At 63.9% G+C, this 21173-nt stretch carries 17 protein-coding genes and 2 pseudogenes; 8 read left to right on the forward strand and 11 right to left on the reverse strand.

Annotated elements, in window-relative coordinates:
• The first annotated feature begins 38 nt into the window (after nt 1-38).
• Genes ABIB00_RS16080 through ABIB00_RS16090 form a run of 3 tightly spaced genes read left to right on the forward strand, consistent with a single transcriptional unit; the run spans nt 39 to nt 3117 of the window.
• Nucleotides 39-1361, forward strand: coding sequence for an ABC transporter substrate-binding protein (locus ABIB00_RS16080; protein ID WP_247348232.1), 1323 nt, complete (start codon nt 39-41; stop codon nt 1359-1361).
• Nucleotides 1358-2296, forward strand: coding sequence for a carbohydrate ABC transporter permease (locus ABIB00_RS16085; protein ID WP_247348229.1), 939 nt, complete (start codon nt 1358-1360; stop codon nt 2294-2296). The genes ABIB00_RS16080 and ABIB00_RS16085 overlap by 4 nt, the downstream gene beginning before the upstream one ends.
• A complete protein-coding gene (locus ABIB00_RS16090) occupies nt 2293-3117 on the forward strand; it encodes a carbohydrate ABC transporter permease (protein ID WP_354105017.1) in 825 nt (274 codons plus the stop codon). The genes ABIB00_RS16085 and ABIB00_RS16090 overlap by 4 nt, the downstream gene beginning before the upstream one ends.
• Here ABIB00_RS16090 and ABIB00_RS16095 read toward each other — a convergent pair.
• The 3 genes and pseudogenes from ABIB00_RS16095 to ABIB00_RS16105 all read right to left on the reverse strand — a co-directional run.
• Nucleotides 3118-3552 (reverse strand): annotated as a pseudogene (locus tag ABIB00_RS16095) (regulator); the annotation flags it as partial.
• Complete coding sequence (locus ABIB00_RS16100) at nt 3513-4232, reverse strand: cysteine hydrolase family protein (RefSeq protein ID WP_354105018.1); 720 nt, start codon at nt 4230-4232, stop codon at nt 3513-3515. The pseudogene ABIB00_RS16095 and the gene ABIB00_RS16100, both read right to left, overlap by 40 nt.
• A gap of 221 nt (nt 4233-4453) precedes the next feature.
• Nucleotides 4454-4884, reverse strand: a pseudogene (locus ABIB00_RS16105) (hypothetical protein); the annotation flags it as partial.
• Between the two features lie 164 nt (nt 4885-5048).
• Between ABIB00_RS16105 and ABIB00_RS16110 the strand changes: the two are divergent.
• The gene (locus tag ABIB00_RS16110; protein ID WP_354105019.1) at nt 5049-8525 is read left to right on the forward strand and encodes an indolepyruvate ferredoxin oxidoreductase family protein; all 3477 of its coding nucleotides are present in this window, start codon (nt 5049-5051) and stop codon (nt 8523-8525) included.
• A 465-nt stretch (nt 8526-8990) separates the two neighbouring features.
• Here ABIB00_RS16110 and ABIB00_RS16115 read toward each other — a convergent pair whose 3' ends face one another.
• The 3 genes from ABIB00_RS16115 to ABIB00_RS16125 are packed head-to-tail and all read right to left on the reverse strand — an operon-like array spanning nt 8991 to nt 12126.
• Nucleotides 8991-10010 (reverse strand): S1C family serine protease, encoded by a 1020-nt coding sequence (locus ABIB00_RS16115; RefSeq protein ID WP_354105020.1) that lies wholly within the window; start codon nt 10008-10010, stop codon nt 8991-8993.
• A gap of 60 nt (nt 10011-10070) precedes the next feature.
• On the reverse strand, nt 10071-10520 hold the full coding sequence (locus ABIB00_RS16120; protein WP_354105021.1) for a gluconate 2-dehydrogenase subunit 3 family protein: 450 nt from the start codon (nt 10518-10520) through the stop codon (nt 10071-10073).
• Nucleotides 10521-10527: 7 nt separating this feature from the next.
• Complete coding sequence (locus tag ABIB00_RS16125) at nt 10528-12126, reverse strand: GMC family oxidoreductase (RefSeq protein ID WP_354105022.1); 1599 nt, start codon at nt 12124-12126, stop codon at nt 10528-10530.
• A gap of 198 nt (nt 12127-12324) precedes the next feature.
• Here ABIB00_RS16125 and ABIB00_RS16130 point away from each other — a divergent pair, with 198 nt between their 5' ends.
• A complete protein-coding gene (locus tag ABIB00_RS16130) occupies nt 12325-13113 on the forward strand; it encodes a thermonuclease family protein (RefSeq protein ID WP_354052359.1) in 789 nt (262 codons plus the stop codon).
• Between the two features lie 219 nt (nt 13114-13332).
• Here the strand turns inward: ABIB00_RS16130 and cyoD are convergent, their stop codons facing one another.
• Genes cyoD through ABIB00_RS16150 form a run of 4 tightly spaced genes read right to left on the reverse strand, consistent with a single transcriptional unit; the run spans nt 13333 to nt 17183 of the window.
• On the reverse strand, nt 13333-13722 hold the full coding sequence (cyoD, locus tag ABIB00_RS16135) for a cytochrome o ubiquinol oxidase subunit IV (protein WP_247348214.1): 390 nt from the start codon (nt 13720-13722) through the stop codon (nt 13333-13335).
• On the reverse strand, nt 13719-14360 hold the full coding sequence (locus ABIB00_RS16140; protein ID WP_354105023.1) for a cytochrome (ubi)quinol oxidase subunit III: 642 nt from the start codon (nt 14358-14360) through the stop codon (nt 13719-13721). The genes cyoD and ABIB00_RS16140 overlap by 4 nt, the downstream gene beginning before the upstream one ends.
• The gene (gene cyoB, locus ABIB00_RS16145; RefSeq protein WP_354105145.1) at nt 14360-16360 is read right to left on the reverse strand and encodes a cytochrome o ubiquinol oxidase subunit I; all 2001 of its coding nucleotides are present in this window, start codon (nt 16358-16360) and stop codon (nt 14360-14362) included. Before cyoB ends, ABIB00_RS16140 begins: the two co-directional genes overlap by 1 nt.
• Nucleotides 16350-17183: a cytochrome ubiquinol oxidase subunit II family protein gene (locus tag ABIB00_RS16150; protein ID WP_247441204.1), complete on the reverse strand. Its 834-nt coding sequence runs from the start codon at nt 17181-17183 to the stop codon at nt 16350-16352. The genes cyoB and ABIB00_RS16150 overlap by 11 nt, the downstream gene beginning before the upstream one ends.
• A 234-nt stretch (nt 17184-17417) precedes the next feature.
• On the opposite strand from ABIB00_RS16150, the gene ABIB00_RS16155 reads away from it, so the two are divergent.
• The 3 genes from ABIB00_RS16155 to ABIB00_RS16165 are packed head-to-tail and all read left to right on the forward strand — an operon-like array spanning nt 17418 to nt 19601.
• Nucleotides 17418-18230, forward strand: a complete 813-nt coding sequence (locus ABIB00_RS16155; protein WP_354105024.1) for an SDR family NAD(P)-dependent oxidoreductase — start codon at nt 17418-17420, stop codon at nt 18228-18230.
• A 14-nt stretch (nt 18231-18244) separates the two neighbouring features.
• Nucleotides 18245-18799, forward strand: a complete 555-nt coding sequence (locus ABIB00_RS16160) for a carboxymuconolactone decarboxylase family protein (RefSeq protein WP_354105025.1) — start codon at nt 18245-18247, stop codon at nt 18797-18799.
• 1 nt (nt 18800) lies between these two features.
• Nucleotides 18801-19601, forward strand: coding sequence for an SDR family NAD(P)-dependent oxidoreductase (locus ABIB00_RS16165; RefSeq protein WP_247348203.1), 801 nt, complete (start codon nt 18801-18803; stop codon nt 19599-19601).
• Between the two features lie 52 nt (nt 19602-19653).
• Here ABIB00_RS16165 and ABIB00_RS16170 read toward each other — a convergent pair whose 3' ends face one another.
• The gene (locus ABIB00_RS16170) at nt 19654-20994 is read right to left on the reverse strand and encodes a PQQ-dependent sugar dehydrogenase (protein ID WP_354105026.1); all 1341 of its coding nucleotides are present in this window, start codon (nt 20992-20994) and stop codon (nt 19654-19656) included.
• Between the last annotated feature and the right edge of the window lie 179 nt (nt 20995-21173).

Below are 21173 nucleotides of genomic sequence, written 5' to 3' on the forward strand. Positions count from 1 at the left end.
AGTATCCGCCCAAATTGAGTCACAGGGAGGGACCTAAAGTGGTCAACCACAAAATCTCGCGTCGTACGCTTTTAACGGGCACTGCCGCCGCTGGCGCGCTCAGCCTGACGGGATTGCCGGCGCGCGCCGAGGTGAACTGGAAGAAATACGCCGGGACCAAGCTTGAGGTGATCCTCGCCAAGGGGCCCCGCGGCGACAATCTGCAAAAATACGTCAAGGAGTTCACCGAGCTCACCGGCATTCAGGTCGAATCCGAGCAGATTCCCGAGCAGCAGCAGCGCCAGAAGGTGGTGATCGAGCTGACCTCGGGACGGCCGAGCTTCGACGTCGTCCATCTCAGCTATCACGTGCAGAAGCGGCAGTTCGAGAGGGGCGGCTGGCTCGCCGACATGACGCCCTTCATGAAGGATCCGACGCTGACCGCCCCTGATCTCGTGGAGAGCGATTTCTCGGCCGCGGGCCTGCAATACGCCAAGAACGACAAGGGCCAGATGCTGTCGCTGCCGTGGTCGGTCGATTATTTCATCCTCTACTATAACAAGGAGCTGTTCGAGAAGAAGGGCGTCGCCGTGCCCAAGACACTCGACGAGATGGCCGCGGCGGCCGAGAAGCTCACCGATGCCAAGGAAGGCATCTACGGTTTTGTCGGGCGCGGCTTGCGCAACGCCAACATGGCGATGTGGAGCAACTTCTTCCTCGATTATGGCGGGGAATTCCTCGACGCCAAGGGCAACATCCTGACCGACGGTCCGGAAGCGATTGCCGCGACCAAGCTGTATCAGACACTCCTGACGAAATCGGCGCCTCCAGGCGTCGCCGGCTTCAACTGGATGGAGTCGATGGCCTCGTTCACGCAAGGCCGGTCCGCGATGTGGATCGACGGCGTCGGCTGGGCGCCGCCGCTGGAAGATCCGGCCGCTTCGCGCGTTGTCGGCAAGGTCGGCTACACCGTCGTACCCGCCGGCCCCAAGGGACAATATTCCTCGACCTATGGCGACGGCATCGGCATTGCCGCGGCGAGCAAGAACAAGGAAGCCGCCTATCTGCTCTGCCAATGGGTGGTCTCGAAGACCCAGGGCGCGCGGCTGCTGCAGGCCGGTGGCGGCGTGCCGTTCCGCAACTCGATCCTCGGCGATCCCGAAGTCCAGAAGGGCGTGAAGACCAAGGAGTGGCTGCAATCGGTGATCGATTCCGGCAAGATCAGCAAGCTGGGCCTGCCCGTCGTGATCCCGGTCGCCGAATTCCGCGACATCGTCGGCGCCGCGGTCACCGCGACCCTGTCCGGCGCCGATCCTGCCGCCGAGCTGAAGAAGGCCAACGATCAGTACCGGCCGATCCTGGAGCGTAGCGAGAAGACGTGAGTGCGTTGACACAATCGACTCCGGGCGCGGCAAAGTCTGATGCCGCGCCGGAGAAAGAGTTGCGGCCGCCGTCCTACTGGCCGTTCGTGGTGCCGGCGCTGGTCGTCGTGCTCGCGATCATCATCTTCCCGTGGGTCTTCACGATCTGGATGAGCCTGAACGAGTGGAAGGTCGGCTCGGCGACCACCTTCGCTGGATTCTCCAATTATCTGCGGCTGACGAGCGATCCCCGCTTCATCGAGGCCATCGGGCATACGCTGTTCTACACCGCACTGTCCGTGCTGCTGCCGCTCGTGCTCGGCACGTTTGCGGCCGTGGTGTTTCACCAGAAATTCCCCGGCCGCGGCTTCCTGCGCGGCGTCTTCATCATGCCGATGATGGCGACGCCGGTGGCGATCGCGCTGGTCTGGACCATGATGTTCCACCCGCAGCTCGGCGTGCTGAACTATTTGCTGTCACTGGTCGGGATCCCTGCGCAGCTCTGGGTGTTCCATCCCGCGACCGTCATTCCTTCGCTGGTGCTGGTTGAGACCTGGCAATGGACGCCGCTGGTCATGCTGATCGTGCTCGGCGGCCTCGCCGCGATTCCGACCGAGCCTTATGAAAGTGCACAGATCGACGGCGCCAATATCTGGCAGGTCTTCCGCTTCATCACCCTGCCGCTGATCATGCCGTTCCTGTTCATCGCCGGCATGATCCGCATGATCGACGCCGTGAAAAGTTTCGACATCATCTTCGCAATCACGCAGGGCGGACCGGGATCGGCGTCGGAGACCATCAACATCTATCTCTACAGCGTCGCCTTCTCCTATTACGACCTCGGCTACGGCTCGGCGATCGCGGTGGTGTTCTTCCTGCTGATCGTCGCGCTTGCGGCCGTGATGCTCTATGCCCGACAGCGCATGCTGTGGACAGAAATCTCGAGCGACGCATGACACCCCGTCAGATCATCGGCAAAATCGGCCTGTGGCTTTCGGTGTTCGTCATCGTATCGCCGGCAATCCTGTTCTTTCTCTGGATGCTGTCGCTGTCGCTCAAATTCGAGATCGACAACGCCGCCTACCCGCCGGTGTTCTTCCCCGAGCATATCGCCTGGAAGAACTACGCGGACGTGCTCGCCTCGAACCGCTTCCTGACCTATTTCATCAACAGCCTGATCGTGACAGGCGGCGCGACGTTGCACGCGCTGATCGTCGGTGTCCCCGCCGGTTACGGCATCGCACGCATGGCCGCGCACAAATCCGCGATCGTGATCCTGATCGCCCGGATCACGCCCGGCCTGTCCTATTTGATCCCGCTGTTTCTCATGTTCCAGTGGCTGGGACTGCTCGGCACGCTGGTGCCGCAGATCATCATCCACCTCGTGGTCACGGTGCCGATCGTGATCTGGATCATGATCGGCTATTTCGAGACGACGCCGATGGAGCTGGAAGAAGCAGCCCTCATCGACGGCGCCACACGCTGGCAGGTCTTCCGCCATGTCGCGCTGCCGATCGCCAAGCCCGGCATCGCCGTCGCCTTCATCCTGGCCGTGATCTTCTCCTGGAACAATTTTGTGTTCGGCATCGTGCTGGCGGGACGCGAGACACGCACCCTGCCGGTTGCCGTCTACAACATGATCTCGTTCGACCAGCTTAGCTGGGGGCCGCTCGCGGCCGCGGCGCTGATCGTGACGTTCCCGGTACTGCTGCTGACGGTGTTTGCCCAGCGACAGATCGTCGCCGGGCTCACCGCGGGGGCCGTCAAGGGCGGATAGCTACTCCGCCGGCGCGGCCGTCATCTCCGCATGCGGCATGTAGTTCTCGCTGCTGCGCCGGCTGAGAGCGTACAGCCCGGCTGCCATCACGGCGTAGGCGAAAGCGACGGACGGCGTGACGCCGAACCCACCGCCGATGCCCACGGCCTCGCCGTGCATGAAGCCGAAATAGGTGAGCACGGCGCCAACCAGGGCAAACGCCGCGGCCTTCTCGAAATCACGCTCGATGATGAAGACGCCGATGGCACCCAGGATCAGGCCGCCGAGAATGGAGCCGCCACCCATCACGTCCAACCCGTGATAGAATACGCCCTGCTGCGGAAGTGCTGCGATCGCGGCAGCCTTGACCGCGTCGGCCTTGTCGGCGGCCATTCCGCCGACGATCGCAGCCGCATTCATGGTCGAGCCCAGCATAGTGTCGATCTGGAGCTTGGCATCGCCTCCAGTACCGCGGCTGAGCTTGCGACCCAGCCGAAGATGCCGCCCTGGGCCTTGATCATCTTGAGGCCCATCTCGTGAAATTCAGGGAAGTAGGATGCGCAGCCGTCCGAGATGACGACGCAGCGATAGCCGCGGTCATTGGCCTCGCGCACGGTGGTGTTGACGCACACTTCGGTGGTGACGCCGCACACCAGCAGATTTTCGATGCCGTATTTCTCCAGCACGTCGGTGAGCTCGGTGGCGTAGAATGCGCCCTTGCCGGGCTTGTCGATCACGATCTCGCTGTCGAGCGGATAGAGCTCCGGGATGATGTCGTGGCCGGCCTCACCGCGAATGAGAATGCGGCCCATCGGGCCGGGGTCACCGATGCGCAAGGATGGCGCGCCGCGCTCGAGTTTCGCCGGTGGCGCGTCGGAGAGATCGGGCAGATGGCCTTCGCGCGTGTGGATCACCAGCATGCCGGTGTCGCGCGCGGCCTTCAGCACCGCACCGATCGGCTTCACCGCGCGCGCGAGCTGGCTGACGTCGTTGCCCAGCGTCTCGCCGAAGCCACCGGGCTCCATGAAATCGCGCTGCATGTCGATGATCACGAGCGCGGTGGCGGACAAGTCGAGCTCGATCGGCCCGGGTTCGGCGCTGATGACGCCCAATGTCGGCTTGCTTGAGTTCAACATGACGCCGCCCCTCGCGAGAACTCTCAGTGCCAGGAGTTCTGCAAGCGCCGTGCCATTGTGTACAATGACGATCGGGAAGACGAAGCGCGCAAATTCGCTGCGCTATCAGCGCGTTATCGAGAGTGCTCGCGGCTGCTTATTCGCTGTGCGACGGCTTGGCAACGGGCATTTGCCTAGAGGATGAGCGACAACGAAGCTCACTTTTAGCGGGCAGTCTCTCCCTACAGCCACCGATATTCTTCCTCATACGGCGCGTAGGAATCCTTCAGCGTCGCCATGTTCAGCAGCATGGTCGCGACCGCCGAATTCGTCTTGTCGAACACGCGCGTCTTGACCCACGCACTCTCGGTGCGGCGGCTGCCGGAGAGCGCGACCACCTCGCACTCGACTTCGTACTCCTCGACGAAGAGCGGGCCCTTCACCAACCTGATCTCCTGATCGGCGAACAGGCCGACGGCTGGTCCCTTCGCCGGCAACGATCGCTCTTCGAGCGGTACTGGAACAGCACGCTCAGCATTTCCATCGGGATGATCGCCATGCCCCAGGGATTCGAAGAAGCATTGTCGGCACCTGAGCAATACGGCGAGTTCTCGGTGATGACGGCGATCTTTTGCTGCAGCGAGAACGGATAGAGGTCGCCCATGGTGTTCTCCACTGGAAGCCATGACTAGCAGGAGCGCCACGAATGCGGCCAGCGATATTGACTTCGCTGGCCCATGCCTTTGACTGTCACAATTCGCGTCGCGCAGCCGCAATCCCTCCCGCAGCGCAAACCCCAAGTCGAATAAAGTCGAACGAGAGACAAGGACTTCTGAAATGACGCTGATGCAGGTCGAGCTGGAAGACAAATACCGGCTCGAATCGAAGCGGATATTCCTGTCCGGCACGCAGGCGCTGGTCCGGTTGCCCATGTTGCAGCGCGAACGCGACCGGCTCCAGGGCCTCAACACCGGCGGCTTCATCTCGGGCTATCGCGGTTCCCCGCTCGGCATGTACGACCACGCGCTGTGGCGTGCCAAGTCGCACCTCCAGCAGCACGACATCGCCTTCGTCCCCGGCCTCAACGAGGACCTCGCGGCGACCGCCGTCTGGGGCAGCCAGCAGGTCGGCCTGTTTCCCGGCGCCAAGGTCGATGGCGTGTTCGGCATCTGGTACGGCAAGGGACCCGGCGTCGACCGCTCGGTCGATGCGCTCAAGCACGCCAATGCGGCCGGAACTTCGCTCAATGGCGGCGTGCTAGCGCTTGCCGGCGACGACCACGGCTGCCAGTCCTCGACACTGGCGCATCAGAGCGAGCAGGTGTTCGCAGCGGCGCTGATCCCCGTGATCAATCCGGCGACGCTGCAGGATTATCTCGATCTCGGCCTCTATGGTTTTGCGCTGTCGCGCTTCTCCGGCTGCTGGGTCGGCTTCAAGGCGATCAGCGAGACCGTGGAGAGCTCGGCCTCGATCTATAGCGATCCCGAACGCATCCAGATCAAGCTCCCCGACGATTTCGAGATGCCGCCCGGCGGCCTCAACATCCGCTGGCCCGATCCGCCGCTGGACGCGGAGAGGCGCCTGTTCGGCCCCAAGATGGCGGCGGTGCAGGCTTTCGCCCGCGCCAACCAGCTCGACCGCATCGTGCTCGACTCCAAGCCAGCACGTCTCGGCATCGTCGCGACCGGCAAGGCCTATCTCGATCTGCGGCAGGCCCTCGCCGATTTGGGCATTACCGACAAGGACGCGCAGGACCTCGGCCTGCGCATCTACAAGGTCGCGATGACCTGGCCGCTGGAGGAAAGCGGCGCCAAGCGTTTTGCCGAAGGGCTTCAAGACGTCCTGGTGATCGAGGAGAAACGCGGCTTCATCGAAGACCAGCTGATGCGCATCCTCTACAATATCGATGCGTCCCGCCGCCCGACCGTCACGGGCAAACGCGACGAGCGCGGCGCACCGCTGCTGCCGAGCGAGGGCGAACTGACGCCGACCTTGGTCGCGGCCGCGCTGGTGGCGCGGTTGCGCAAGCTCGGCCATCACAGCCCGGTGCTGGAGCAGCGGCTCGCGCGGCTCGAGGCCTTCGACAACCCCGTCACCACCAGCACGCAGATCAAGCTCGCGCGCACGCCGTTCTTCTGCTCGGGCTGCCCGCACAACACCTCGACGCGCGTGCCCGAAGGAAGCCGCGCTATGGCCGGCATCGGCTGTCACGGCATGGCTTTGAGCATGCCGACGCGCCGCACCGATCTGATCTCGCATATGGGCGCCGAAGGCGTGAACTGGATTGGACAAGCGCCCTTCACCACCGAGCAGCACATCTTCCAGAACCTCGGCGACGGCACCTATACCCATTCCGGGCTTCTCGCCCTTCGCGCGGCATCGGCCGCCGGCATCAGCATCACCTACAAGATCCTCTACAATGACGCCGTCGCCATGACCGGCGGCCAGCCGGCCGAGGGCGGCTTCAACGTCGCGCAGATCGCGCACCAGGTCTGGGCCGAAGGCGTCAAGCGGCTCGCGATCGTCTCGGACGATCCCGCCAAATACCCTGAAGGCAATTACTTCCCGCAGGGCGCGACCATTCATCACCGCCGCGAGCTCGATGCCGTTCAGCGCGAGCTGCGCGACATCAAGGGCCTCACGGTCATCATCTATGACCAGACCTGCGCGGCCGAAAAGCGCCGCCGCCGCAAGCGTGGACTCTATCCCGATCCCGCCAAGCGCGCCTTCATCAACGAGCTGGTCTGCGAAGGCTGTGGCGACTGCTCGCAGGCTTCCAACTGCGTCTCGGTGCAGCCGCTCGAGACCGAATTCGGCCGCAAGCGCCAGATCGATCAGTCGAACTGCAACAAGGACTTTTCCTGCGTCGAAGGTTTTTGCCCGAGTTTTGTCACCGTGCATGGCGGCAGCCTGAAGCGCATGAAGACCTCGGCAGTAGACTCAGGCCAGTTGTTCGCCGACCTTCCGCTGCCACCTGCCCGCGAGCTGGAGGCGCCCTACAACATCCTCGTCACCGGCATCGGCGGCACCGGCGTCATCACCATCGGCGCGCTGCTCGGCATGGCCGCCCATGTCGATGGCCGCGGCTGCTCGGCGCTGGATTTCACCGGCCTGTCGCAGAAGAACGGCGCGGTGATGAGCCATGTACGCATCGCCGCGAAGCCGGAAGACATCTCCGCGGTCCGGATCACCACGGGCGGCGCGGACGTCATCCTCGGCTGCGACATGATCGTCTCGGCCGGTCCCTCCGCGCTCAGTCGTGCCGAGCGCGGCGTGACCAAGGCCTATGTCAACGCCGACCTGCAGCCCACCGCGAGCTTCGTGCAAAACCCCGATCTCGATTTCGAGATGGGCACGATGCAGACCGTGCTGCGCGACGCCGTCGGCGACAAGAACCTCGACATCATCGATGCCACCGGCATTGCCTCGGCGCTGATGGGCGATTCGATTGCGACAAATCCCTTCATGCTCGGCTTCGCCTTCCAGAAGGGCGCCATCCCGCTGTCGCTGGAAGCGCTGCTCCGCGCCATCGAGATCAACGGCGCCGCCATCGAGATGAACAAGCTTGCCTTCACCTGGGGACGTCTCGCCGCCCATGACATGTCGCGGGTGCGCAGCGTGCTCCAGTTCAGGAGCCGGGCGTCCGCGCCGGCGAAGTCGCTCGACGACGTCATCGCGACCCGCGCGGAGTTTCTGAATGGCTACCAGGACAAGGCCTACGCCGACCGCTACCTCGCGGCCGTCGCCAAGGTGCGCAAGGCGGAAGCAGCTGCCTCGCCCGCGTCCGTGGAGCTGACTGAGGCTGTCGCCAAAAATCTGTTCAAGCTCATGTCCTACAAGGACGAGTACGAGGTCGCACGCCTCTATACCGACGGCAGCTTCTCCAAGAAGGTCTCGGAGAAATTCGACGGCGACTTCAAGCTGAAGTTCTATCTGGCCCCGCCGATCTTCGCACAGCGCGACAAGACCACCGGACATCTCCAGAAGAAGGAATTCGGCGGCTGGATGATCCACGCCTTCCGCGTTCTGGCCAAGCTGAAATTCCTGCGCGGCGGCGCGTTCGATCCGTTCGGCCGCACTGAGGAGCGCCGGACCGAGCGGAAGCTGGTCGCGGATTATCTCGGCATGATCGATCAGCGGATCGCCGGGCTGAAGGCGGAGCAGATCCCGCTGCTGGCAAAGCTTGCGCGACTGCCGGAGACGATCCGCGGCTTCGGCCACGTCAAGGAGGCCAACATCAAGCTGGCCGCGGCCGAGAAGGCGCGGCTGGAAGCGGAGCTGGAGAACAGCCGCTTTGCGGTGGCTGCGGAGTAGCGGTTAGGCCCGAACTCTCTCCTGGTCATTGCGAGGAGCCCTTGCGACGAAGCAATCCAGAGTCTTTCCCCGGAGACAGTCTGGATTGCTTCGCGGAGCCCGTCATCGGGCCGCGCTTCGCCGGACCCGTTGGCTCGCAATGACGGAGATAGCGGACGCGATCAGGCAGATGCCTTCGCGGCGAAGGGACCACGAAGGATCGGCGCGACGCAGGGTTGGGCTTGCGAGCAGCGTCCCCAAGATGCCGCTGGTAGTTGGTGCTGCCGCGGTCGAACTCGGGGTCGCGGCCGCGGCGGCTTGGGTCAGCCCGCCCTCGACCACGCTTCGGACCATCGCCTCTCGACCTTTGGGCGTCAAAGGCGCATTCTTGTGGACGTTCATCTGGTCTCTCCTTGGAACACTGAAGCTTCGCAACCTCAGCTTCCTCGGTTCAGGCCAGATGGACAACCTCCTGAAAGACCACAGCTAGCGGGCCGGCTTGCGCTCGACCGGGTCGATGTCGATCGCCCGCAGCCGGCCAAGCCGCAGGACGTCCATGGCCAGCCGCCGGCCGATCCGGTCGCGGTCGAGCACGCGGATCAAGTCGTCGACGCCATTGATCCCGACGCCGTCGAGGCTGATCACGACATCGCCGGACAACAGGCCCGCCTTCGCCGCCGGCCCGTCCGGCTCGATCTGCGCCAGCAGCGCGCCCATCTTGTTCTCGACGCCGGCCAGCACCGCGTGCCGCCGCGGGATCGGCGCGGTCTGCCCGGCAACGCCGATATAGGCGCGGCGGACATAGCCGTGGCGGATGATCTCCGACAGCACGAATTGCGCGGTGTTGCTGGCGACCGCGAAGCAGATGCCTTGCGCGCCATTTATGATGGCGGTGTTGATGCCGATCACCTCGGCATTCGACGACACCAGCGGCCCGCCGGAATTGCCGGGATTGAGCGCGGCATCGGTCTGGATCACGTCCTCAATGGTGCGGCCGCTGACCGAGCGGATCGAGCGCCCCAGCGCGGAGACCACGCCAGCGGTGACGGTCGACTCGAATCCGAGCGGATTGCCGATCGCGATCACGAGCTGGCCGCGCTTCAGGTTCTGGGAGTTGCCGAGCGCGGCATAGGGCAAGTCACGCACGCCGTTGGCGCGCAGCAGCGCGAGGTCGGTATCGGGATCGACACCGAGCACGCGGGCCTCGCCGACATTACCCTCGACGTCCCGCAGCCGGATCTCCTTCGACGAGCCGACCACATGGCTATTGGTGAGCACGAGCCCGTCCGGCGAGATCACGATGCCGGAGCCGAGCCCGCCGCGCTCGCGGCCGTTCGGCACTTTCGGCCCGGTTTCGACGCGCACCACCGCAGGGCCGACGCGATCGGTCACGTCGATCACGGCATTGGAATAGGCGTCCAGCAGGACCCGGTCATTGTCCGGGGCAGCCGCTGTCGCTCGCGATGACGATGCGTCATCGACGATGTCTGAGGTAAAATCCAGCATGGCAAGAGTCCTTGAGGGTCACACAGATGGTGGCCTGTTCCCTCCAGCGCAAGTGGCCGCTTAGGGCACCCGCCGCAGCGAGCCCGCCCTTGCCTTGACCGGGTCGAGCAGGGACCAGTCGCCATCCGGAAGCACGTAACCCTTGGGGAACGGCGCGCGCAGCTCGAGCCCTAGCGAGTGCAGCACACGGTCGTCGCGGTAGTAGCATTGCAGCACCACGCGGACGAGCGTCACCGCGGCCGCGCCGCCGGAATTGCGAAACTCCTGCACCACCGCGTCGCGCTTTGCCTCATCGAGCTCGGCGAACGGCTGGCCCACAAGCCGCGCCAGATGGTCGAGCGCCGCTGCCACCAATTTGCTGTCACGGCCAAGCGTCGCCAGCATGTCGGCCTGGATCGCGGGATCATCGGCGCCGGGCACCTTGTACGCGTCGCTGGCGGGAACGATCATCGCGGCGATGGTGCGAAGGTCGTCGCGTTGGGCGCGTGTCAGTTGATTTTCTGCGGACATATCATTCTCAATCGAACAAATTGGCGAGGCGTTGCTTCATCTGGTCGGCGACGTAGAGCGCGATGGCCTGGATGGTGGAGGTCGGGTTGACGCCGCCCGAGGTGACGAAGACGCTGCCATCGACGATGAAGAGGTTCTTCACGTCGTGCGAGCGGCCCCATTCGTTGACGACGGAGCGTTCGGGGTCGGCGCCCATGCGTGCCGTGCCCAGCAGGTGCCAGCCGCCCCACGGGATCGGCGAGTTGACGCAGATGTCACTCGCCCCCGCCGTTTCGAGAATCTCCCGGCCGCGCGCCAGCGCATGCTCCATCATCTTCCGGCTGTTCTCGCTGATCGTGTAGTCGATCTTCGGCGCGGGAATGCCGTGGCAGTCCTTCAAGACCGGATCGAGCGTGACCTGGTTATGCGCCTCCGGCAGGTCCTCGCAAATCGCGGAAAACCCGAGGCGGTGGCCGTTGAGCTTGCGGAAGATGCGGTGATGATCGGCGCCCCACGGCAAGATCCCCTTCTGCTCGCTGACGACAGCCTCGAACACCGGCCCCGCGCCGCGAACGAACTGGACGCCGTAGCCGCGCACGAAGCCGCGCGACAAGTCCGTGTCATACCACTCCTTGCTCCAGAGGCAGGTCGGCGGCGCACGGTTGCTATCGGTCGGCTCCTTCACGTAGCCGTAGATCTGCGCATAGGGATGGAACATCAGGTTCTTGCCGACCAAGCCGGACGAATTGGCAAGCCCGTTCGGAAAGCGGTTCGATGCCGAGTTCAGCAGCAGCCGCGGCGTGCCGACGCCGTTACAGGCGATGATGACGACATGCGCCGGCTGGAACTGCTCGACGCCATCCTTGTCGTAGTAGACCACGCCCGTGGCCAAGCCGTTCTCGTCGGTGGTGATCTCGCGCACCCGGCAATGGGTGCGCAGCTCGACACCGGCGCGGACCGCGTGCGGCCAATAGGTGATGTCGGTCGAGGATTTTGCGCCTTGCGCGCAGGCCGGCGTGCAATGGCCGAGATTGATGCAGCGCGCGCGGCCCTCATAATCCATGGTCGCGACCGTCGTGTCCGACGGCCACCAGTGCCAGCCGCGCTCGTTCATGGCCTTGCCGATGATGGCGCCGGACAGGCCGAGCGGCTGTTGCGGCATCGGCGGATGCGTCAGCGGCGAGAGCGGATCGCCCGACAGGCCTGACGTCCCCATCATCCGGTCATTCTCTTCGAAGAACGGGGTCAGCGCGTCGTAGTCGATCGGCCAGTCGTCGGCGACGCCGTCGAGCGTCTTGACCTTGAAATCGGAGGGATGCAGCCGCGGCCAATGCGCGGTGTACATCACCGTCGAGCCGCCGACCGCATTGTAGTTGACGACCTTGATCGGCGAATTGTCGTCGTTGATCGGATAGTCCTCGGGCCGGCCGCGGATGTTGGGGCTCGACGACCACTCGCCGTAGAACTTGGCCTCCCAGTCCCGGCCCGTGCTGGGATATTCCGCCGGGTTCATCCAGCCACCCTGCTCCAGGCAGAGAATGTGCATTTTGGTCTCGGCCAGCGACCATGCCACCGCCGCGCCTGAAGCGCCGGCACCGATGATCAGGACGTCCACGGGGTCTTTCATCGCAACCTTTTCCCTCCCTCGCCGCTTCACGGGCGATTCGGCCTCCGCGGTCCGCGAGGCCGGGCAACGATAGGATCAGAGCTACGGCTGAGTAAAGCCGCGGGGCCGGAATGTCGCACTTCGCAGGGCGCAGACCATTGGTATCGCCACATCCGGATGCTAGGAACAAGGCGAAAGACCAATCGATAGCGAGACCGTATGTCCTTCGAGAATTCATTTTCCGCCGCTCGCGCTTTCGCGCTGGTTTTCTTTCTCGCTTTGTCCGGATTTCTGGGCACCTCCGGCCCCGCCTCTGCACTGACCGCCGCCGCGACGGTCCGCGACGGCAACGCCATCCAGCTCGGCGACGTCACCTACCGCCTCGACGGCGTCGACGCGCCCGAGCTGGACCAGGTCTGTATCGACGATCACGCCGATCCCTGGACCTGCGGCATCGAGGCCCGCGACCAGCTCGCGAAGCTGATCGGCAAACGATCCGTGCGTTGCGACGATGTCGGCCCCGAAAAAAGCTTCGGCAAGCGGCACCGCGCGATCTGCACGGCCGAGGGCGACAAGACCAGCTTGAACGAGCAGTTAGTCAAGCTCGGCTTTGCCATCGCGCGCGAGCCGATCAAGGCGAACGTCAAGTCGGCGGCAGCCGACGCGAAATCGGCCTCGGCCGGGATCTGGAAGGGCTGCTTTGTTGCACCGCAAGAATTCCGCGCTGGCAAGAAGGACGGCGCGCTCCTGGGTGCCGCCTGCCGCGCCGACCGCGACAAGGAGATTCGCACGGCGTTGTTTCCCGAGGATCTGAACATGCCGCCGAGCTGTAGCATTAAGGGTAAGCTTGCGGTGCGCGCGCGCGTCACCGGCAATATCGGCATCTACCATCTACGGGGTTGCCCGAGTTACCCCGCGACCACCAAGCCGGATCGCTGGTTCTGCTCGGAGGACGACGCCCAGGCCGCGGGCTTCCGCAAGGCCTATAATTGCCGCCGGCCGAAATGAGGAAGCCGGTCACGCAGCCGTGAGCGGTAGCCGGAGACAGTATTCATCCGGAATTGAACTCTATCGGGAGTTGCTGCATTTAAATGTGTACGCAAGCGCTTTGCGCGGGCGTTTCCTTGGCGGCAATCCGGTTCCGGCCCGATTGCTTTGCTCGGGCGTTTCCTCCCTAGACTTGGGCCGCTTGTCACAACAAGCGGCTCTTCTTTTTTGCACAATGCGCTAACGGCGCATTGGCATGATCTGATCCATCGGCGGCATGTTCGCATTCAGATGCGCCATGATCCAGACGGTGCCACCGACCACCAGGAAGACCACCAGCAGCCCGAACGCCAGCGCCAGCACGTTATTGGTGTTGTCGGGGCCGGTGGTGATGTGCAGGAAGAACACGAGGTGCACGCCCATCTGCGCGATCGCCAGCACGATCAGCGCAACGGGAATGGAAGGCTGCCAGACCAGATCGGTGCCGGCGATGAAGAACGACGTCGCCGTCAGCAGCAGCGCAAGCACAAGGCCGACCACGTAACCAAGGATGCGTGCGCCGACACTGTGTTGCTCTTCCTCGCCCGGCGCGAGGTCGCGTTCGGTCCGCACATGCGCCTGATCGCTCATACGCCACTCCCAAGCAGGTAGACCACGGAGAACACCCCGACCCAGACAATGTCGAGCGCATGCCAGAACAGCGCAAAGCACATCATCCGGCGCAGGACGTCTGCGCGAAAGCCCTTGGCGAAGACCTGGGCCATCATGGTCAGCAGCCACAGCACGCCAGCCGAGACGTGCAGACCGTGGCATCCCACCAGCGAGAAGAACGCTGTGAGGAAGGCGCTTCGCGACGGCCCATAGCCGCGGGAGACGAGATCGGCGAATTCGCGGAACTCAATGGTGAGGAACACCACTCCGAGCCCGCAAGTCACGGCCATGCCGAGGTAGAACCAGAACCGGTTGCGCACATCGGCCGCGATACTGGCCATGCCGCACGTAAAACTCGACAGCAGCAGGCAGACAGTCTCGATCGCCACATTCCGCTGGTCGAATATCTCCGAACCTTTCGGGCCGCCGGCGGTCTGGCCGACCAGCACCGCATAGGCCGCAAAGAAGCAGGAGAACATCACGATGTCGGAGAGCAGGAAGACCCAGAAGCCATAGGCGGTCACGATGCGCTTCGGCGCCGGCCCGGGATGCTCGATGACGAGCCCGATGTGATGGGGATCGGCGTGCGCACGGCCGGCCGTCGCGGTCATTGACATCAGACTGTCCCCGCCATGCTGACAAGGCTGCGCCGCTCCTCGAGATTGACGCGGTCTATCGCGGCGACTTCGTCGGCCGGAATGACGTATTCGTCATGGTCGCGCCAGGCGAACACGACGAAGGTCGCGAACGCCCCGATGCCGCCCAAAATCACCATCCACCAGATGTGCCAGATCAGTGCAAAGCCCATGATGGTGGCAAAGAACGCGCAGACGAAGCCGGTCGGGGAATTCCGGGGCATCTCGATGTCATGATACTCGGGCACTTCATGCTCGAGCGATTGCTGCTGGGCGCGGCTCTTGATGTCCCAGTAGGCATCCTCGCCGCGCACATCGGGATTGAAAGCGAAGTTGAAAACCGGTGGCGGCGACGAGGTCGCCCATTCCAGCGAGCGGCCGTCCCAGGGATCGCCGGTGCGATCGCGCAAGGCATCGCGGTTGCGGATGCTGACCACGATCTGCACGATCTGGCAGATCACCCCGATCGTCAGCACGGCCATGCCGGCGGCCGCCACGAACATCCACGGCCGCCATGCCGCGACATCATAGTGCTGCATCCGCCGCGTCATGCCGAGCATGCCGGCGACATAGAGCGGCACGAAGGTGACGTAGAAGCCGAGGAACGTGAACCAGAACGCCAGCTTGCCCCAGCGGTCGTCAAGGCGGAAGCCGAACGCCTTTGGAAACCAGTATTCGAAGCCGGCGAAGGCACCGAACAGCACGCCGCCGATGATGACGTTGTGGAAGTGTGCAACCAGGAACATGCTGTTGTGGAGCATGAAATCGGCCGGCGGCACCGCGACCAGCACGCCGGTCAGTCCTCCGATGATGAAGGTGACCATGAAGCCTATCGACCACAGCATCGGCGTCTCGAAGCGGATGCGGCCGCCATACATCGTGAACAACCAATTGTAGATCTTCACCCCGGTCGGTATCGCGATGATCATGCTGGCGATGCCGAAGATGGCGTTGACGTCGGGACCTGCGCCCATCGTGAAGAAGTGATGCAGCCAGACCATGAAGGAAATGATGCAGATCGCCATGGTCGCCAGCACCATCGAGCGATAGCCGAACAGCGCTTTGCCCGAAAAGGTCGAGACCACCTCGGAGAAGATGCCGAAGGCCGGCAGCACGAGGATATAGACTTCCGGATGGCCCCAGGCCCAGATCAGGTTCATGAACATCATGACGTTGCCGCCGGCTTCGTTGGTGAAGAAGTGGAAGCCGAGATAGCGATCGAGCAGCAGCATCGCCAGCGTCGCAGTGAGGATCGGGAATGCCGCGACGATGAGGAGGTTCGAGGCCAGCGTGGTCCAGCAGAACATCGGCATGCGCAGATAGTTCATGCCCTTGGTGCGCAGCTTCAGCACCGTTGTCACGAGGTTGATACCGGCCACCAGCGTGCCGACGCCGGAGATCTGCAGCGACCAGGCGTAGTAATCGACGCCGACGCCGGGCGAGTAGGACAATTCCGACAGCGGCGGAAAGGCGAGCCAGCCGGTGCGGGCGAATTCGCCGATCACGAGCGAGAGATTGACCAGCAGCGCACCGGTCGCGGTCAGCCAGAAGCCGACCGAATTGAGCGTCGGGAAAGCGACGTCGCGCACGCCAAGCTGCAGCGGCACGATCAGGTTCATCAGCCCAATCACGAACGGCATCGCCACGAAGAAGATCATGATGGTGCCGTGCGCGGAGAATATCTGGTTGTAATGCTCCGGCGGCAGATAACCCTGCGACTGATAGGCGACCGCCTGCTGGATCCGCATCATGATGGCGTCGCTGCCGCCACGCAGCAGCATCACCGAGGCCAGCAGGATGTACATGACGCCGATCCGCTTGTGGTCGACGCTGGTGATCCACTCGTGCCAGAGATAGGGCAGATGCCCCTTCACCACGACCCAGATCAGCACCGCGAGAATCCCGAACAGCACGACTGCGCCCGCAATCAGCGGAATGGGTTGGTCGAACGGGATCGCCGACCAGTCGAGCTTACCGAGCATCATGACCTCCACTGTGCGGACGGCCGGCATCGGAGATCAGCTCTGGCCCCGGTCCTGGCGGAATGTGCTGGCTCGCGATCAGGTCGAACAGCCTGGGATCGTCGAGCCGGTAGGTCGGCCTGCCCTTTTCGATGCCCTGCTGCATCAGCTTCTTGTAACTCTCTTCGTTGAGCACGGCATCGCTCTTCGCCGTCGCCGCCACCCAGTCCGGAAAGGCGAGCGGCGAGATCACGTTGACGTCGAACATCATGTCCGGAAAACCGTCGCCGGAGAAATGCGCCGACAGGCCCTGCAGCTTGCCTTCGCTGTCGGCGCGCAGGTTCAGCTTCGTCACCATGCCGTTCATGGTGTAGATCATGCTGCCGAGTTGCGGGATGAAGAACGTGTTCATCACGCTCGACGACGTCAGCTGAAAGTTCAGCTCGGCGCCGGCCGGCACCGTCAGCGTGTTGACGGTGGCGATGCGCTGGTCGGGATAAATGAACAGCCATTTCCAGTCGAGCGAGACGGCCTGAATGCGGACCGGGCTGCCAGTGCCGGGCACGGGTGCTGCGGGATCGAGCTGGTGCGAGCCGATCCAGGCGACGCCGCCGAGCAGGATCACGGTGAGCGCGGGGATCGCCCACACCACCATCTCGACGCGCCCGGAATAGACGAAGTCCGGCTGAAAGTGCGCCCTCGGATTGGAGGCGCGAAACCAGAACGCAAAGCCGAGGATCGCGATGATGGTCGGCACCACGATCGCGAGCATGATGAAGACGGAATCGACCAGGATCGTGCTGTTGGCCGCAGCCACAGGCCCTTGTGGATCGAGCAGATTCATCGGCAAGCCACTGGCGGTTGGGAAGCCCCGGGACAGAGCCTAGCGCGGGAAAGGCTCCGGCAGCAAACGCAGTCGCGGGAAAACGGTTCCTCAGCCGCAAGGACCAGCCCTGCGCAATGCGCCGGCCGCGACATGCAATTCCATGCGATGTCAATGACATGAATGCAGGAGGAGCGCCCTTCTCTCCGGCGGGGACGATTGCTAATCTGCACGAAAATAATTGGGAAGAACGACATGCGGGGCCCCGAGGACGATGCCGGTTTCGGCGGCAAGGTAGCGATGGTCAGCGGAGGCGGCGCTGCGGGCGACGGTATCGGCAATGGCCGTGCTGCTGCAATCCTGCTGGCACGCGCGGGCGCCAAGGTGCTGGTGGCGGACCGCAACCTCAAGCTCGCCGAGCGCACCGTGGAGATGATCTCAGCCGAGGGCGGCACTGCCGCAGCCCATGGCGGCGATGTCACCAGCGAGGGCGATTGCAAGGCACTGGTCGAAGCGGCGCTCGATCGCTGGGGCCGGCTCGATTTTCTCGACAACAATGTCGGCATCGGCAGCCGGGGCAGCGTGGTCGACGAGACGCCCGAGCAATATCGCCGCGTCATGCAGGTCAATGTCGAGAGCATGTTCCTGCTCTCGAAGCATGCGATCCCCGCCATGATCAAGACCGCCAAAGGCGGCGCGATCGTCAACATCTCCTCGATCTCGGCGCTGCGGCCGCGTGGGCTCACGACCTACACGACATCAAAGGCCGCGATCATCGGGCTGACCCGCGCGATGGCGGTCGATCACGGCCGCGACAACATCCGCGTCAACTGCATCTGCCCGGGACCGATGTACACGCCGATGGTCTATGCCCGCGGCATGAGCGAGCAGGCGCGCGCGCAGCGCGCCATGGCCTCACTGCTGAAGACCGAAGGCACCGGCTGGGACGTCGGCCATGCCGTCAAGTTCCTGCTCAGCAATTTCGCGCGCTACATCACCGGCCAGGTGCTGGTGGTCGACGGCGGCGTGACGCTCCAAGCCCCCGAACGTGGATCACAAGAGCACTGAAAGGAACACCAGGGATGGCCCGCCTACCCTATCTCGAAGCCGACCAGGTCGCGCCTGAATATCGCGACATGCTCAAGCGCAACACCAATCTGCACAAGCTGTTGGTCAACTCGCCGGAGATGGCGCGCGCCTTCAACGGCATCGGCGGCTACATCCGCTTCAAGAGCAAGCTCGACCCGCGCCTGCGGGAGCTTGCGATCCTCCAGGTCGGCTGGATGGAGAAGTCGGAATACGAATTCACCCATCACGTGAAGATCGGCAAGGAATTCGGCGTCACCGACGAGGACATCGCCGGCCTGATGGCCGAGACCAACGGAAAGCCCTCGAAGCTCGAGCCGCTCGCCAAGGCGATCCTGAAAGGCGCCCGCGAGATGGTACGCGAGCTCGCGATGCCGGATGCGACCTTTGCCGAGATCAAGCAGCATCTCTCGGACGAACACATGGTCGACCTCGTGCTGACCATCGCTTTCTATTGCGGCGTCGTGCGCGTGCTCGCCACCATGAAGATCGACAACGAGCCTTATTACAAAGAGGTACTCCAGCAGTACCCGATCCCCGGAGTGAACTGACATGCGCTTGAAGGACAAGATTGCGATCGTAGTCGGGGCCGGGCAAAGCCCCGGCGAGGGAATGGGCAACGGCCGCGCCACCGCGCTCACCTTCGCGCGCGAGGGCGCCAAGGTGCTTTGCGTCGATCATCATCTGGAATCGGCGCAGGAAACCGCCGCCATGATCGCCGCGCAGCAAGGCACCGCCGCAGCCTTCAAGGCCGACGTGACCAAGTCCGCCGACATCAAGGCGATGGTGGCGGACGCGCATTCGCGCTGGGGCCGCATCGACGTGCTGCACAACAATGTCGGCGTCAGCCTGTCCGGCGGCGATGCCGAGTTGCTGCAAATCACCGAGGAGGCATTCGACCGCGTTGTCGCCATCAATCTGAAGAGCTGCATTCTGGCGGCGAAAGAGGTGATCCCGATCATGCGCGCGCAGAACAGCGGCGCGATCATCAACATCTCCTCGATGGCGGCGATCACGACGTATCCGTACGTCGCCTACAAGGCGACTAAGTCGGCAATGATCGCCTTCACCGAACAGCTCGCCTACCAGAACGCCGAATACGGCATCCGCGCCAACGTCATCCTGCCGGGCCTGATGAACACGCCGATGGCCGTCGACACCCGCGCCCGCGAATGGCACAAGACCCGCGCCGAAGTCGAAGCCGAGCGCGACAGTAAGGTGCCGCTCCGCCGGAAGATGGGCACGGGATGGGACGTCGCCAATGCCGCGCTGTTCTTGGCATCGGACGAGGCGAACTTCATTACGGGCGTGACGCTGCCGGTGGATGGCGGCGCGAGTGTGCGCAGGGGGTAGACATCCCAAGCACGCTGCTGTCCCTTCTGCCCTTGTGGGAGAGGGTACACCTTCATCGCGGCACGCTTGTCACCCGCCATATCGTGCCGTTGCCGTCCTCCGACACCAGCAACGATCCATCCTTCGCCACGGCGACACCGACGGGCCGCCCCCACACGTCGGTGTCATTCACCACGAACCCCGTGACGAAATCCTCGTACTCGCCCGTCGGCTTGCCGTCCTTCATCCGGATGCGGATCACCTTGTAGCCGGTGCGCTTCGACCGGTTCCAGGAGCCGTGCTCGGCGGCGAAGGCATCGCCTTGGTACTCGGATGGAAACTGCGTGCCCTGATAGAAGGTCATGCCGAGCGAGGCCGAGTGCGGCTGCACCAGCACATCAGGCACGGTAACCTTGTCCTTGAGGTCCGGCCGCGCGCCGGCATGGCGCGGGTCTTGATTGCCGCCGACATAGAACCACGGCCAGCCATAGAAGGCGCCTTCCTTCACGCTGGTGACGTAGTCAGGAACGAGATCGTCGCCGAGCCCGTCGCGCTCGTTGGTCGAGCACCAGGGCAGCCCGGTCTGCGGCTGGACCGCCAGGCCGACGCAGTTGCGGATGCCGGTGGCGTAGATCTTCCGCTCCTTACCATCGGGAGTAAAGGCGAGCACGGTGGCGCGCTCGGTCTCGCTCGCCCACGCGGCGCCGAGCGGCTGCGTTTTCGACCACGCTTCCAATCCGCGCGGCGGCGTACCCATGCCTTCGGCGATGTTGCTGAGCGAGCCGACCGAGACCAGCATGCGCTTGTTATCAGGCGTGAAGACGATGTCGCGCGTGGAATGGCCGCCGTCATGCGGCAGGCTCGCCACGATCGTCTCCGCCTTGCCGCGCGCCTTGAGGTCACCGGCTTGATAAGGAATGCGAACGACGCTGTCAGTGTTGGCGACATAGACCCATTGCGGATTGTCGCCGCCCGGGAAAAAGGCGATGCCGAACGGCTGCCGCAGTCCGCTCGCGAACACCTCGTTGGTCGCGACCTTGCCGCCCTCACCAGCGCGCAACACGCGGATGTTGCCGGCGCGCGTCTCCGCGACGAAGACGTCGCCGTTCGGCGCAACCCTGATGATGCGCGGGGCGCGCAGGCCCTCGGCGAACAGCTCGATCTTGAATCCGGCCGGCACCTGAAGCGCAGCCTCCGGCGGCCGGGGCACCACGCGCGAGAAGCTCGCAACCGACGGCGTGGCCCGGGGCTTTGCAAGGTCCTGCGGCCGGATCAACCTGACCGTGCCGGGCTTGTCGGCCTGCCAATCGCCGTAGGCGTCCTTGCCCTGCAGCACCGCCTCGGCCTGTGCGCAGGTCACGATCGCGACCAGCCACCCCGCGGATATCGCCACCAACGAAATCCTGTTCTTCACGTCGTTTCCTTCCGGCCTTCACGTGTGGGGCGTCAACGCCGATCGACCCGCAAGCGTTCTGCGACAGGTCAAACGCCTGCCGAATCCTACGTCAGCTCATGCCCGCACGATGTGCATCAGCCGCAACCCATCGTACTGGAAAATGCCGCCGAACGGTGCGACACATTGTATGGGCGGGG

Source organism: Bradyrhizobium sp. LB14.3 (genome assembly GCF_040547985.1).
Lineage (GTDB): Bacteria > Pseudomonadota > Alphaproteobacteria > Rhizobiales > Xanthobacteraceae > Bradyrhizobium.